Genomic DNA, 13,982 nt, shown 5'->3' on the forward strand with positions numbered 1-13,982 from the left:
ATCGTGGTGGTCCTTCCTGGAGTTCCTTGGTCGGTACTCGAGAAAGATCACGCGGTGGCCGTCTCACGTCACGACGCCACGCCGCTCACCAGCGACGAACCCGTACACCACCTCCGCGGACGTAACCGCCGGCAGGCCTGGTCCCACAGTGCTCAGGGGCAGTGCACCCTCGCCGACGGGTGGCCCTACGCCCGCTTCCCCTGCGAAACCGCTCGACGAGACGCGCTCCCCGGCTGGCTGCACTTCTCCAAGTACCACCGGCCCCACAGCGCGACCGACGGCCCACCGCCGATCAGTCGCCTGACCAAACTGCCTGGACATCAACAGAGTGGCCGCAACATGTCGATCGGCCTGTTTCCGGGGTAAGGAACAGCTCAGGCGCAGAGTCCCTTGGGGTCGTGGCCGGTTCGAACTGGGCCGTCCATCCCGGCCAGTGGAACACCGCGATGTCGGGCGGGGCGAGCAACACCGACCCTTCCAGTCAGTGGTCTGGGCTGATCTCGGTCCCGTGGGCCAGAGGATCGGACCGCGCGATCCACGTCCTGCTGGTGAGCCGCGCCATGCGGGTTGCGTTGCACGCTGGCCGGGACGGGCAGCGGTGATGCTTCTGGGGGCGGGCCGTACCCGATCGGAGCGATGGCGGTCATATATACAAGACGACGGCGTCGGGATCGCGGCCCGCGATCTCGGCGAGCAGACCTGAGTCGAGGTCCTCGTCAAGCGTCACGGTGAGGCTGTGGAGCCCACCGCCAGGGTTGCCCAGTTCGTCGAATGGATGATCCACACGGCGGAACAGCCGGTCGGGATACACCGGGGACCGGAAGTCGAGCAGGATGCGGGGATCGTGGGCGTCGGGTCCGTCGGGTCCGTCGGACAGCGTCACCCGGACTGCGGTGCATCCGCGTTCGACCAGCCGGCGGGCGTCACGCTGTGCGGCGGCATGGGCGGAAGACAAGACGTCGGCTCGCGCCGCCGCGGCCGATTCCGTATCGCACCGGTCGGCTCGCCATCGGGCGGTCACAGGCAGTGGCACGACGGGGAGAACGAGCGAAGGTCGGCGACGGACGTCGAACAGGCGCAGCGAGGTCGACGGCCGGAGATCGAAGGGGCGCTTGTGGGTGTGCTGGATCGCGGCCACGGCGACGTCGTCGGACAGCGCGGCCCAGGCAACGATCGATCCGTCCGCTCCGTGCTCCGGGGCGGGCACGGCGGGGTGTGTCGCCCACCAGCACCACCGGGACTGCCGTAGGTCGGTGCTCAACAACCAGCCGGGCCCCGGCGCCAGGGGCGTGCGGGTCCGCCACAGGGGGACGTACTGTTCGGTGGTCCATGACAGTCCGGCGAGGGCGACCGGCTCGACGTCGAGCGATCCGTCGCGGCCGACGGTCAGGCGCGCGGCCGTGGCGGTGCCGACGTCGTGCACGGCGACCGAGGTCGCGTCGAGGTGCAGCAGACGGCGGCGCGGGTGGTGCCACGCGTTCGGAGGGGACACCAGACCGGCCCACGAGGCCGTCGTGCGGACCGCACCGTCGATGTCGATCGTGGAGGCGAACGGGTGGCAGCGGTCCACGACGACCGCGTACCCGCCGACCGCCCGCGTAGCGCCGACCGCGAGTGCCGAGCGCCCCGCAGCGGATTCCGACCTCATCACCCGAGACCGTGGTGGTCGATCAGCGTCTGCTGGTCGGGCCGGTCCACGGGGAGACCCCGAAGAACGGGAAATCGATCGGGGGGGTGGCCGGGGTCGTGGGGTGGAGCTGCTTCCATCGCCTGAGTCTGACAGCCCGAAGTGACAGAACCGGGGATCATGTCGACCACCGCGGGGCGATGCGCCCGGAGGCCCGCGGCACGCCGCGACTTCGCCGGACGGTCATGGACCAGTGCACGCAGGGTTGGTGAACCGGACAGGGCTCTTCTCGTGGCACGTGTCGTGGCACGAAACGACGGCGTAGGCCGGTACCCGGTGGGCACCGTGAACGGCCCGACGTGCATGGCGGTACCGGCTGAGCATGCCGAGCCCGGTGAGCGACCTCCTCATGCGCGGGTCTGGGATGGAGACCCCCGACGGCTGGCTCTACCACTCGTCACGAATCACCAGGGCCGGTGCACCGTGCAGCGCCTGGCCACCCACGGTCGACGTGCGATCGACGTCCTGCGGCGTCTGCTCCGCCGTGGTCGCCATCGCGCTCGGTTCGGAGGGGAAGGCGTTGCCGGACATCAGCCGACCGGCGGCGGGTCCAGCGGGCTCCGGACCGGCTCGTCGATCGCCGAGACCGACAACAGTCGCGCCGCCTCGGCCGCGGCGAGCTCGGCCCGGCTGCGGACCCGGGGCGCGAGCAGCAGCGTTCCGTCGAAGTCGGCGGCCGAGGCAAAGACTGCGACCGGCAGCACGAGCGACTGGAAGAACCCGAACAGCGGCCGCAACGCGTGCTCGAGGACGAGGGCGTGGTAGCTACCGCCCCCGGTCGCTGCCAGCAGCACCGGGGTGGAGGCGAGGGCGTACTGGTCGACCAGGTCGAAGAAGTGCTTGAACATGCCGGTGTAGGAGCCACGGAAGACCGGGGTCGCCGCGATCAGGAGGTCCGCGCCCTCGACGTCGAGCAGGACCTTCTCGACGTCGGCAGACACCTCGTCCCGTCCCGACGCAGCGGTGAGGCCGGTGCCGAGCCGGTAGACGTCGGCCCGATGGACGTCGATCAGCATCCGATCGGCCAGTGCCTCGAGGACGACATCGACCAGCCCCATCGTCGTGGACTGCTCGCGTGGACTGCCGTTGACGACGACCACCCGGACCGGCTCCGTCTGCGGACCGGTCATGCCGGGACCGCCGACCGGGCGGCTACCTCACGCCGGACGACCGGGGCGACCTCGGTGCCGAGCAGCTCCACCGCCCGCATGTGGTCGGAGTGCGCCAGGCCGCCGAACCCGGTGTGGACCACGATCCTGTTCAGGCCGTACAACTCGTGGTAGCGCAGCATCTTGTCGACGACCTCCTGCGGGCTGCCGACGATCAGTCCTCCGGCCGCGGAGGCCTGCGCCTGGAACGTCGACCGCGAGATGGGGAATCCCCGCCCCCGCTGATGGTTGTTGTCCATCATCCCTTTCGCGAAGTAGGGGTACATCTCCTCCCGTGCGTCCTGGCTGGTGCCTGCGACGTGTCCGTGCGCGTTGATGCTGACCGCGGTCGTCGCAGCGTGCCCGGCTTCCGCCGCGGACTCCCGGTACAGGGAGACCGCCTCGTGCTGTCCGTTCATCGGACCGAGCAGCAGCGCCAGTGCCATCGGCAGCCCCAGGCGCCCCGTGCTGATCGCGGACGCAGCCGACCCGCCGACGCCCACCCAGATCGGGAGGGTGGCACCTGCGGCCCGGGGTGCGATGTCGGCGTCGACCAGCGGTGCGCGGAATCGACCCTCCCAGCTCAGGGGGTTCCCGTCGCGGATCCGCAGGAGCAGGTCGAGCTTCTCCCGGAACAGCGCGTTGTAGTCCCGGATGTCGTTGCCGAACAGAGCGAAGGTCTCGCTGTACGAGCCTCGGCCGGCGATGATCTCCGCACGCCCGCCGGACAGGAGGTCCAGCGTGGCGAACTGCTCCCACACCCTGACCGGGTCGTCCGAGCTCAGGACGGTCACCGCGCTGGTGAGCCTGATGCGCTCGGTCCGCTCGGCGGCTGCGGCGAGCAGCACCGGCGGCGCGGAGGCGACGAAGTCCGACCGGTGGTGTTCGCCGATCCCGAACACGTCGAGACCGACCTGGTCCGCGAGCTGCGCCAACTCGACGGTCTCGCGGACACGCTGCTGCGGGGCCGGCAGTCGGCCGGTCGAGAGGTCCGCAGTGACCTCTGCGAAGGTCATGACACCGATCTCGAAGGACATCTCACTCTCCTGTGTGGTCGACTGTGCAGCGGGAGCCGGTCGCGCGGCTCGGGGCGACCGGGCCCCGCTCATCCGGGGGGCCGCGAGAACTCGTTGTGCAGGTCCACGATCCGGCCGTCCGCATCCACGATCGCGTGCTCGACGCCGGCCATGGTGACCAACGAGCCGTCGGCCATGCGGGCCGCACACACCCACTCCGTGCGTTCACGGCCGTCCGGCAGCATCGTCGTCGTGCAGAAGTGCCGGGACTCGGCGTGGGAGGCGACCAACCGGCCGTACATCTCACGGAGCGCCGCGCTGCCCCGCACGGGTGCCGGGCCGATCCGCACGACGGCGTCCGGTGCGAACACCGCAAGCAACTCCTCCAACGCGGCGCCGTCGGCGATCGCCCGGTCCGTCGCGGCGATGTAGCGGTCCAGGGCGAAGGCCCGTTCGTCGGTCACTGTGCCGGTTCCCTTCGTTGACGTGGACGGAGTCCGGTCATGGGCAGTGGGGGGAGCCGGAATCGGCGACGGTCGGCCGGGCGCGAAGACGCCGAACAGGACGGGTTCGTCGCCGTCGCGTGGGTCGCACCGCTCGGACCACGGCTCGGCCTGGTAGCGGTAGCGGCGCCGGGTTCCCGGCAGGTGTCGTGGGTCTCGGGGGCGAGTGTCGTCGCGGGTCTGGCCGATCCTCCGGCTTCAGATGTGGCGACGCCCGCGATGTGCCTCGGCGGGGTCATGCCCGGCTGTCGGTCCGGGCGGGGGGCCGCGGGTCGAACGGTGTGTCGGCGTACGTACCGACGACGGAGGCGCCGTACTGCACGGGGGATCCTCTCGGGGTTGGGTGGCGCCGACGTTAGGGCGAGTCGTGCCCGGGCGGATCGGTCACGCGATCGGTCATCCGCGCAGGCGCAGGTCGCCCGACATGTCGATCTGGGCGAGCTCGGTGCGCGAGGTGACGCCCAGCTTGGGATAGACGCTGGCCAAGTGATGCCCCACGGTGCGGTGGCTGATCAGCAGCTGGGCCGCGATCTGCCGATTGGTCAGGCCTGCGGCGGCCAGCCGGGCGACCCGCAGTTCCTGGGCGGTCAGTCCCGCCGGCTGCAGGCCGGTGCCCGCTCCCTCGGCCAGGTCGAGCTCGCGCAGCGCCCGCGTCCACAGCGGCGCCGCGCCGAGCCGCTGGAACACCTCGGCCGCGCCGGTGAGCTGTTCGCGGGCGGCGGCCCGGCGACGGGTCCGCCGCAGCCACTCCCCGTACAGCAGCAGCGTGCGGGCGTGCTCGAAGGGGTCGCCGCCCGCGCCGGTCTCCAGCGCCGCCCGGTAGGAGGTCTCGGTGCCGGTCGGTTCCCCGTCACCGAGGGCGCGGAGCCGGTGGAGGGCCGCGCGGGCCCAGACCGCCCCCGTCCGGTCGACCCACGCCTCCATCATCGCCACCCGGGATCGGACGACGTCGGCTCGTACCGTCTGAGCGGCCGCCTCCGCGGTGTCGAGCGCGGCGAGCAGCGCGGTCGTACGGTGAGCGGCCTCGTGTCCCGGCTCGGTGAGCGGGAGGAGGTGACGCAGTGCCTCCTGTGGTCGCCCACCGAGCAGTGCCGCACGACCACGGACCCAGAACGCGGACGCGGCCAGCGCGCGGACACCGTGCGCGGCGGACACCCGCAGCGTGCTCACCGCGTGGTCCTCGACGACGGACGTGTCACCGCGGGCCGCGGCCAGGTTCGCCAGGCACAGCCGGCCTTGCGTGATCAGGTGCTCCGCGCCGACCTCCTCGGCCAGCCGCACCGCCTCGGTCGCGGCGTCCTCGCACGATCGCCACCGTCCTCCGAACAGGTCGAGGACCGCGGTCTGCGACAGGAGCATGGCCAGTGCGGGGAGCTCCTGCCGCCGGCGCAGCTCGGGGATCCGGACGCTGAGCATGTCGCGGAGTGGGCCCTCGGCTCCCCAGGTCCAGAGCAGCACCGTCGGCGGCAGCAGCTCCCAGGGGACGGTGGCGAGCAGACCGACGGTCCCGCTGTCGCCCGGCGGGGCCGGCGGGGCGACCTCGCCGGACTCGTCGTAGCGGGCCCACCAGGCGCGCAGCGCCGGCATGACCGGGGCCAGCTCCGGGTCGTCGTCGGCGCGCAGCGCGAGCAGCCGCCCCAACGCCGCCTGCCCGAGTTCGACCCCCCCCCGCTGACCAGGCCGCCCGCACCGCGACCGCGCCCAGCTCGACCGCCGTGCGGTTGCTCGTGACAGTCGTCATGTCGCAGGCCAGGTAGTGGTGCGCCCGGTCGGCCATGCCGGTGGTGAACTCCAGGATACCCCGCAGTCCTCCGCTGAGCCGGACGACGTAGTCGGTCCCCATCAGGTGCTCGGCGTCGTGGAGCAGCCGTCGCGCCGCGGCCGCGTCGCCGGCGTCCCAGGCGGCGCGGGCGGCGGCGGCGAGGCGTCGTGCGGCGTCCGCCGGCTCCGGCGACAGCTCGGCCGCCCGCCGCATGGCCCGCACCGCGGTCGGACCGGCGCTGCGCAGCAGGTACCGCTGCGCGGTCCGTTCCAGCAACGCCGCGACGTGCTCGTCGACCGCGTCCGCGGCGGCCGCCAGATGCCAGGCCCGTTCCTCGACCGCGTCGTCGGGCAGCCCCCGGGCGAGCGCCCGGTGCACCGCCTGACGGTCCGCGTGTGGGGCTCCGTCGTAGACGGCTGCACGGAGCAGGGGATGTCGGAACTCGAGCCGGGTCCCCGCGGTCGCGAGGAATCCGGAGTGCCGAGCCTCCTCCCACGCGGAGCGGTCCACGCCGAAGCCGGCGCCGACCTGCTCGACCAGATCGCGGTCGCCGCGATCCTCGGCGGCGGTCAGCAGGAGCAGCGTCCGGGTCGAGGGCTTGAGCGCCTCGGCCCGGGCGCAGAACGCCCGGCGAAGCCGTGGGCCGACCGGTACCTCGGAGACGAACGGCAGCTCGTCGCCGATCCCGGGCCGGAGGGCGGGCAGTTCGTGCAGGGCCAGCGGATTGCCGCCCGCCGCGCGGACCGTACGGCCGAGCCGGCCCTTCTCGATGCCCGGCACGACGAGGGACACGAGCCGTCGGGCGTCGTCGTCGGCCAGGCCCGTGAGCTCCATCGTCGGTAGACCCTCCCAGGGCCCCCGGCCCGGGTCCTCGTGGACCGCCACCAGCAGGAGGATCGGCTCCCCCCGCAGGCGCCGGGCCACGAAGGACAGGCAGTGAGCCGTCGCCTCGTCGACCCACTGGGCGTCGTCCACCACGACGAGTACCGGCTGCTCCCGGCCCAGTGCGGAGAGGAGGGACAGCACGGCCGCGCCGATCAGGAAGCGGCCTGCCGCGTCCCCGGACGTCCCCAGCACCCCGGACAGGGCGGAGGCCTGCACCTCGGGCAGCGATCCCATGCGATCCCGCACCGGCCAGAGCAGCTCGTGCAGCGCGGCGAACGCGAGCCCCGCCTCCATCCGGGTACCCGCGCAGCGAAGCACGGTCGCCCCACCCGCGGTCTCGGCCGCATGGTCGAGCAGCGCGGTCTTGCCGATACCCGGTTCGCCCCAGATCACGAGCCCGGATCCGTTGCCGTGCGCCGCCCGCTCCCGCAGCCGGGCCACGGCCGCGACCTCGCTCCGCCGCCCGACCAACTCCACGAACCGATGGTAGATCGCCGCGGGCTTGACCGATACAGCGACCGATGTCGCCGACGACCTCGTACCCGGGTGACCGATCAAGTGCCCCATTCGCGCCGACCCGCTGTCCCCTAGCGTCGCGGTGTCCCGCCCTGCAGACGGGCGCAGGCGACACGAGCACCTTGGAGAGCCATGCCAGGCCCCAGCGCGAGACGGTCGTGCCCCCTGACGGCGTGTACCGCGGGCGCCGACGAGACCCGGGCCGACCCCGCCGGGAACCAGCAGGTCGGCGACGTTCGCGCTCTGTCCGACCCGGCCGCCTCCGCCCCGCACGCCGCCCTGCCCCCCGGCGGCCAGGGATGACCCCGCCGAGGCTCATCGGGGTCGAGGAGCTGTTCGCCGAGCCCGCGTTCATCGTCCCGACGATCTCCCCGGACGGCACCCGGATCGCCTACCTCGCCCCTCACGGCGGGCGGCGCAACATCTGGGTCCGCGGGGTCGACCAGACCCACGCCGACGCCGTCCCCGTCACCCACGACACCCGCCGCGGGATCATCACCTACCACTGGACCGACGACCCGCGGTGGCTGCTCTACCAGCAGGACACCGACGGGAACGAGGACTGGCACCTGTTCCGCGTCGACCTCGACGACCCGGCCGCGCCGCCGCGGGACCTGACCCCGATGGGGCCGGGCTCGCGCGTGTTCCTCGTCGAGCCGCTGCCCACGCGGAGCGGGACCGTGCTGGTCTGGATGAACCCGCGGGTCGCGAGCATCGACGTCCATCGCATCGACGTCGCCTCCGGCGAGTCCGTCCTGCACCACGAGGAACTCGACCCGCTCACCACCACGCTGCTCGACCGCCGGGGTGAGCCCGCGTTCCAGGTGCTGACCGAGGATGACGGGACGGTCCTCGTCTCCGGCGTCGACCACGCCACGGGCGCCGCTCGTCCGTTGCGGCGCATGGGCGGGCCGGAGTACCCGCTCACCGTGCAGCCCCAGCTGGTCACGCCGGACGGCGGCGGGCTGCTCGTCGGCTCCTTCTCCGGCGGGGACGACCTGCGGCTCGTCCGGATCGACCGGGAGACCGGGGCGGAGACCGTCGTCGCCGACGTGCCCGGGCACAGCCTGGACACCATGGGTGTGCTGCTACCCGGGGTGCTGCCGCCCACGGTGTACACCCACCGTGGCACCGGTCGGCCCCTCGCCGTCCGCTTCGTCGACGACCGCACCCACATCGAGGTCCTCGACCCCGAGTTCGCTCCGGTGTACGCGGAGCTAGCGACGCTGTCGGACGGTGTGCTCGGCACCCTGTCGTCCGACGTCACCGGCAGGCGCTGGGTCGCCACGTTCCTCCACGACCGCGAACCGGGTGTGGCCTGGTTCTACGACCACGCCACCGGTGAGAAGCGCAGGCTGTTCCAGTCGTACCCGGACCTCGACCCCGCCGAGCTGGCCCCGATGAGGGCGGTGCGGTTCCCCGCCCGCGATGGTCTGGAGCTTCCCGCCTATCTCACCCTGCCCGTCGGGATCCCGCCGCGGAACCTGCCGATGGTGCTGCTGGTGCACGGTGGCCCCTGGTCGCAGGACTACTGGGGCTACAACCCGGAGGTGCAGCTGCTGGCCAACCGGGGCTACGCGGTCCTGCAGGTCAACTACCGTGGTTCGGTCGGGTACGGGCGTCGACACCTCGTCGCGGCCGTCGGCGAGTTCGGCCGGGCGATGCAGACGGACCTCGTCGACGGCATCGGCTGGGCGGTCGCCCAGGGCTACGCCGACCCTGCCCGGGTCGGGATCTTCGGCGTGTCCTTCGGCGGGTACGCAGCACTGGTCGGGATCACCGCCACCCCCGACCTGTTCGCCGCCGCCGTCGACTACGTGGGGGTCTCGGACCTCGTCGCCGCCCTGCGCGCGCTGCCGCCGTTCACCCGCCGGTACAACGCCAACAGCTGGTACCGCTACGCCGGCGACCCGGACGATCCCGCGCAGGCCGCCGAGCTCACCGCCCGGTCGCCGATCACCATGGCCGACCGGATCACCACCCCGCTGCTGGTCGCACAGGGTGCCAACGACGTCCGCGTGCCCCGGGCACAGTCCGACCGGATCGTGGCCTCGCTGCGTGGGCGCGGGATCCCTGTGGAGTACCTGCTCGCCGAGGACGAGGGCCACGGCTTCGAGAACGAGGCCAACCGGCTCCGGCTCTACCGCGCCGTCGAGCGGCATCTCGCCGCGCACCTCGGCGGACGGACGTCGGACGGCCTGCAGGACGTGCCGGTCACGAGCCTGCACGAGGTGATCGACCCGTGACCGACAGGACCGGTGCTCCTGCGACGATCGGGGTCGACGTCGCCCCGCGGACCCGCTCCTCGCAGACCGTCGCCGCGGACGCCGCCGAGGGGCGCCGCGCCCGCCGCCGTGCGCCGCGGCGGTCGGCCGCGGCGTGGGACCCGAGCGTCCGTGAGCGGAGCGCCCTCGACCGGCTGCGGGCCCAGGAGGCCGTGCGGGATCCCGAGCTGCTGCCACTGCGGTACGCCCGGATGGCTCACTCGTCGTGGACCTACCTGCGCGGTGCCGCCGCCGTCATGGCCGCCGACCTCGCCGCCGCGCCGCACTCGGGCCTGATGGTGCAGATGTGCGGCGACGCCCACGTGCTCAACTTCGGGCTGTGGGCCTCTCCCGAACGCCAGCTGCTCTTCGACGCCCGTGACTTCGACGAGACCCTGCCGGGGCCCTTCGAGTGGGACCTGAAGCGTCTCGCGACCAGCATCCACGTGCTCGCGGATGCGGAAGGGCTCACGACCGGGTGCGGGGAGGACGGCGCGGCCGCGGCGGTCGAGGGCTACCGGACAGCCATGCGCCGGTACTCCCGGATGGGTGAGCTGGACGTCTGGTACGACCGGATCCCGTCCGACGTGCCGTTGCGTGGCCTCGCCTCGGAGTTCGCCGAAGCGACCCTGCGGGCCATCGAGAAGCGGTCCAGGAGGCGTACCCACCACGGGACGGCGCGGCAGCTCGTCGCCGACGACCACGGCCGGCGCCACATCGTCCTGGACCCGATGAAGCGCATCGACGACGGGCTCAGCCACGGGGAGCGGATGCGGGCCTACGAGCAGGTCTACGACACCTACCTGGCCTCGATCCCGCCGCACCTGCACCGGCTCGTCGCCCGGTTCCGCCGCGTCGACTCCGTCCGGCAGATCGTGGGGGTGGGCAGCGTCGGCATGCGGGTCTGGCTGCACCTGCTGGAGGGCGACAGCGGCCGCCAGCCCGTGTTCTCCCAGGCGAAGCAGGCGACCGCGTCGGTCTACGAGGAGTTCCTGGGACCCAGCGGGTTCCCGAACCACGGTGAACGCGTGGTCGTGGGCCAACGTCTGATGCAGTCGGCCAGCGACATCTTCCTCGGCCACATGCGCGTGGACGACCACGACTACTACGTCCGCCAGTTCCGCGACATGAAGATCATCCCCACCGGGGCGCAGATCGCCGGGTTCCTGCCGCAGTTCGGCGCGGCGTGCGGCCATGCGTTGGCGAAGTCCCACGCCCGCAGCGGCGATCCGGAGGCCGTCGTCGGCTACATGGGGAAGGGACCGGCCTTCGCCGAGGGCATCCTCGGTTACGCCCGCGCTTACGCGGCCCAGAACCGGACCGACCACGCCGATCTGCGCGACGCGATCGAGGCCGGCGTCGTCGAGGCGGCGGATCGTGGATGGTAGGGCCACCGACGATCGGCGCCAGGAAGGCGATGCCTGCCGTGTTCTCGTGCGAGCGTCCGAACCGCACCGAGGCGACCGACCTGCGACGGCTCCACGGACGGTCTCCCGTCAGGCCCGGGTCCGGGGTTCGACTCCCGAAGGCGGCTCCACGTCGGGGACCCGTTCCGGGCCTTCCGGCCGACTCGGGGACCCGATCGTGGCACGCCTTCCGAGGCTGGTCCGTACCTGTCGGGCCGCCCGGTCCGCCTCGGTCCGTGTGCGATGGTCGTCGATGCGGCCCATGTTCTGCTGGGCCCATTCCCGCAGCGCGGAGAGCGGGACCTCGAGGGAGGTCCCGAGCTCGGTGAGTCGGTAGTGCACGTGCGGCGGGACGGTGTCCTCGACGCGGCGGGCGACCAGGCCGTCGAGCACCAGGTTCTGCAGCGTCGTGGACAGCATCTTCTGCGAGATCCCCGGCGCCCGTCGTCGCAGCTCGGTGAATCGCAGCTCTCCGCCGTCGGCCAGCGATCCGACCACCATCGAGGTCCACTTCGTGCCGAGCCGGTCGAGCTCGTGCACGGCTTCCCGCACACCGGTCTGGTGTGGTCCGACGTCCGCGACGCGCTGAGGGAGGACCACCGTGTCGTCGTGCCGGACCTGCGCGGGTTCGGAGCGAGTACCCGCACGGCCGAGGGGCTCGATGCAGGGACGCTGTCCGGGGATCTGGAGGAACTGATCGTGTCCCTCGGGGCCGCGCCGGCGGTGGTGGTGGCGATCGACGCCGGTGTCCCCGCCGCGTTCCTGCTCGGCATGCGTCGTCCTGACCTCCTGGCGCGGCTCGTACTGGTCGAGTCGACTCTGGGGACGCTCCCCGGCGCCGACGGGTTCTTCGAGGGCGGGCCCCCGTGGTGGTTCGGCTTCCACCAGGTTCCGGGCCTCGCGGAGAGGGTGCTGCACGGGAACGAGGCGGCGTACGCCGGTTGGTTCCTCGATCAGGGCACCCGCGGGCGCGGAATCCGTCCGGAGCTGCGGTCCGCGATGGCCGAGACGTTCGCGTGCCCGGACGCGCTCCGCTGTGCGTTCGCCTTCTACCGGGCGCTGCCCGAGAGCGGACGCCAGATCTCCACGGCGGTGGCCGGTGCCCGGTTGACGGTGCCCACGACCGCGGTCGGAGCCGCGCCGGTCGGCCGGGCGCTGGAGAACCAGCTGCGCGGGGTCGCCGACATCCTCGACGGACACCTCCTCGACGACTGTGGACACATCGTGCCCCTCGACCGACCGGACGAGCTCGTGGCGATTCTGCGGCGCACGTGACCCGTGCTCGTCGGAGAGCTCCCGGTCGTGGGCGATCACGTAGCTGCCGTCGCTCTGCAGTTCGGGGGCCTGGTCGCGGATCGCCAGCAGGACGTCCCCCCGGCCCGCCGTGAGCTCGGTCAGGCCCTGGACGATCGCCGGCCGGTTGTCCTGCGAGTACAGGCCGAACAGCACGGCCTCGACCGCGCTCCGGTAGCCGGACCGGGACGGCGGGACATCCAGGGGGCCGTCGGCGAGCTGTACAACCCCGGCCAGCTCGACGTCCTGGTGAGGGCCCGCCGGCTCACCGGACGTCGGCCACCCCACCGCGCGGGCGCCATGCGGTGACCGTCGCGGGAACGTCGACGGTCCCGGCCTGCTCGGCCGATCCGGCCGGACGGCGGGCCGACCCGGCGTGATCTCCGACGTGCACCGTGTCCGCCCGGCGCCGTGGGGCATCCTGCACCGGACGGCGGCCGGGCACCTCGGCCACGGCGATCGTCGTAGGACGTCACCGAAGGGGGAACGGCATCCGTACCTCTCAGCAGCTGCCCGAGGACGGCGAGGTCCTGCGGGCGCTGGTGCGTCGCCGTGACACCGGTCGCCGCGACGACGGCCACCGGATCGCACTGGTCATCGCGAGCGGCGGTATGCGCGGGGCCTACGCGGGCGGGATGGCCCACGCGATCGACGACGCGGGGCTGGCCGGCGGGTTCGACGTCGTCTACGGCAGCTCGGCGGGTGCCTACATCGGCATCGCACTGATCCACGCGGGTGGCGAGAACGCGGCACGCATCTTCTTCGAGGACATGGCCTGCCGGGACTTCATCGATCCGCGACGGCTCTGCGGCCGCGGGTCGATGGTGTCGCTGGACCACCTGGTGGACCGGATCCTGGTGGACTCGAAACCCATGCCGTGGGACCGGATCCGTGACTCGACCGTCGCGTTGAACGTGGTCGCGACGGCCGTGGACGACCTGAGCGGTCACGTCCTCGAGCCGCGCACGATCTCCGACTGGAAGCTCGCCATGCGCGCGACGTCGTCGATCCCGTTGCTCGCGGGCGGGCCGGTGCGGCTGCACGACCGCTCCTGGATCGACGGGGCCGTGTCCGAGCCGCTGCCGCTGCTCCGGGCACTGCGGGACGGCAGCACGCACGTACTGGCGCTGATCAACCTCTCGGTCCCGGAGCTGCGCCGCATCCCGGCCGACCCGCGCTCCCCGCTCTGGGCGCGGGGACTGAACCGCCTGGTCCCGGGGCTCGGCGACATCGCACAGAGCGAGAGCGGGCTGGGTCCGGTCCGGGCCGTCCTCGAACAGACCGACCACCCGCACCGACGGCACGCCCACCTGCTGACCGTCGGTCCCGAGGCCGACGCGGGGGTCGGTCCGCTGACGATCGACCCCGTGAAGGTGCGGACCGCCACCGAGATCGGCTACGCGGCGTTCACCGCGACCCTGGACCGCGCCGTGGGGAGAGCGCAGCCGATCTGAGCCGACGGCGCCGACGTGGGTTGACCCGGCCGCGACGGCATGGGTTGC

At 72.6% G+C, this 13,982-nt stretch carries 12 protein-coding genes and 1 pseudogene; 5 read left to right on the forward strand and 8 right to left on the reverse strand.

Going from position 1 to position 13,982, the window contains the following annotated elements; all coding sequences use genetic code 11:
- Positions 1–643: 643 nt before the first annotated feature.
- From WHI96_RS24340 to WHI96_RS24365, 6 genes are all read right to left on the reverse strand, one after another.
- Complete coding sequence (locus tag WHI96_RS24340) at positions 644–1,492, reverse strand: hypothetical protein (RefSeq protein WP_349302448.1); 849 nt, start codon at positions 1,490–1,492, stop codon at positions 644–646.
- A gap of 582 nt (positions 1,493–2,074) precedes the next feature.
- The gene (locus tag WHI96_RS24345) at positions 2,075–2,218 is read right to left on the reverse strand and encodes a hypothetical protein (RefSeq protein ID WP_345643687.1); all 144 of its coding nucleotides are present in this window, start codon (positions 2,216–2,218) and stop codon (positions 2,075–2,077) included.
- Complete coding sequence (locus tag WHI96_RS24350) at positions 2,218–2,817, reverse strand: NAD(P)H-dependent oxidoreductase (protein WP_345643690.1); 600 nt, start codon at positions 2,815–2,817, stop codon at positions 2,218–2,220. The genes WHI96_RS24345 and WHI96_RS24350 overlap by 1 nt, the downstream gene beginning before the upstream one ends.
- On the reverse strand, positions 2,814–3,872 hold the full coding sequence (locus WHI96_RS24355; protein ID WP_345643694.1) for an LLM class flavin-dependent oxidoreductase: 1,059 nt from the start codon (positions 3,870–3,872) through the stop codon (positions 2,814–2,816). Before WHI96_RS24355 ends, WHI96_RS24350 begins: the two co-directional genes overlap by 4 nt.
- Positions 3,873–3,940: 68 nt before the next feature.
- On the reverse strand, positions 3,941–4,315 hold the full coding sequence (locus tag WHI96_RS24360; RefSeq protein ID WP_345643697.1) for a nuclear transport factor 2 family protein: 375 nt from the start codon (positions 4,313–4,315) through the stop codon (positions 3,941–3,943).
- Between the two features lie 435 nt (positions 4,316–4,750).
- Positions 4,751–5,995 (reverse strand): helix-turn-helix transcriptional regulator, encoded by a 1,245-nt coding sequence (locus WHI96_RS24365; protein WP_345643699.1) that lies wholly within the window; start codon positions 5,993–5,995, stop codon positions 4,751–4,753.
- 217 nt (positions 5,996–6,212) lie between these two features.
- Here WHI96_RS24365 and WHI96_RS24370 point away from each other — a divergent pair, with 217 nt between their 5' ends.
- Positions 6,213–6,959 (forward strand): hypothetical protein, encoded by a 747-nt coding sequence (locus WHI96_RS24370; RefSeq protein ID WP_349302449.1) that lies wholly within the window; start codon positions 6,213–6,215, stop codon positions 6,957–6,959.
- Between the two features lie 57 nt (positions 6,960–7,016).
- Here WHI96_RS24370 and WHI96_RS27945 read toward each other — a convergent pair.
- A pseudogene (locus WHI96_RS27945) lies at positions 7,017–7,568 on the reverse strand (ATP-binding protein); the annotation flags it as partial.
- Positions 7,569–7,816: 248 nt separating this feature from the next.
- Here WHI96_RS27945 and WHI96_RS24375 point away from each other — a divergent pair.
- Both WHI96_RS24375 and WHI96_RS24380 read left to right on the forward strand, forming a co-directional pair.
- Entirely contained in the window at positions 7,817–9,763 is a 1,947-nt protein-coding gene (locus tag WHI96_RS24375) for a S9 family peptidase (RefSeq protein ID WP_345643705.1), read from the forward strand.
- Complete coding sequence (locus tag WHI96_RS24380; protein ID WP_345643708.1) at positions 9,760–11,169, forward strand: DUF2252 domain-containing protein; 1,410 nt, start codon at positions 9,760–9,762, stop codon at positions 11,167–11,169. The genes WHI96_RS24375 and WHI96_RS24380 overlap by 4 nt, the downstream gene beginning before the upstream one ends.
- Before the next feature lie 108 nt (positions 11,170–11,277).
- On the opposite strand, the gene WHI96_RS27950 is transcribed toward WHI96_RS24380, so the two are convergent.
- Positions 11,278–11,727, reverse strand: a complete 450-nt coding sequence (locus WHI96_RS27950; protein ID WP_425571572.1) for a winged helix-turn-helix transcriptional regulator — start codon at positions 11,725–11,727, stop codon at positions 11,278–11,280.
- Between WHI96_RS27950 and WHI96_RS24390 the strand changes: the two genes are divergently transcribed.
- Positions 11,722–12,462: an alpha/beta fold hydrolase gene (locus WHI96_RS24390; RefSeq protein ID WP_345643713.1), complete on the forward strand. Its 741-nt coding sequence runs from the start codon at positions 11,722–11,724 to the stop codon at positions 12,460–12,462. The genes WHI96_RS27950 and WHI96_RS24390 overlap by 6 nt on opposite strands.
- Before the next feature lie 560 nt (positions 12,463–13,022).
- Positions 13,023–13,934: a patatin-like phospholipase family protein gene (locus WHI96_RS24395; protein WP_345643719.1), complete on the forward strand. Its 912-nt coding sequence runs from the start codon at positions 13,023–13,025 to the stop codon at positions 13,932–13,934.
- Positions 13,935–13,982 lie beyond the last annotated feature (48 nt).

The sequence above is a fragment of the Pseudonocardia tropica genome (genome assembly GCF_040105315.1).
Classification (GTDB): domain Bacteria; phylum Actinomycetota; class Actinomycetes; order Mycobacteriales; family Pseudonocardiaceae; genus Pseudonocardia; species Pseudonocardia alni.

What these genes read in the sequence shown, in the direction of transcription:
- WHI96_RS24345 (WP_345643687.1), bottom strand. Translation starts at nt 2,218, where the DNA reads ATGTCCGGCAACGCCTTCCCCTCCGAACCGAGCGCGATGGCGACCACG.
- WHI96_RS24350 (WP_345643690.1), bottom strand. Translation starts at nt 2,817, where the DNA reads ATGACCGGTCCGCAGACGGAGCCGGTCCGGGTGGTCGTCGTCAACGGC.
- WHI96_RS24355 (WP_345643694.1), bottom strand. Translation starts at nt 3,872, where the DNA reads ATGTCCTTCGAGATCGGTGTCATGACCTTCGCAGAGGTCACTGCGGAC.
- WHI96_RS24375 (WP_345643705.1), top strand. Translation starts at nt 7,817, where the DNA reads ATGACCCCGCCGAGGCTCATCGGGGTCGAGGAGCTGTTCGCCGAGCCC.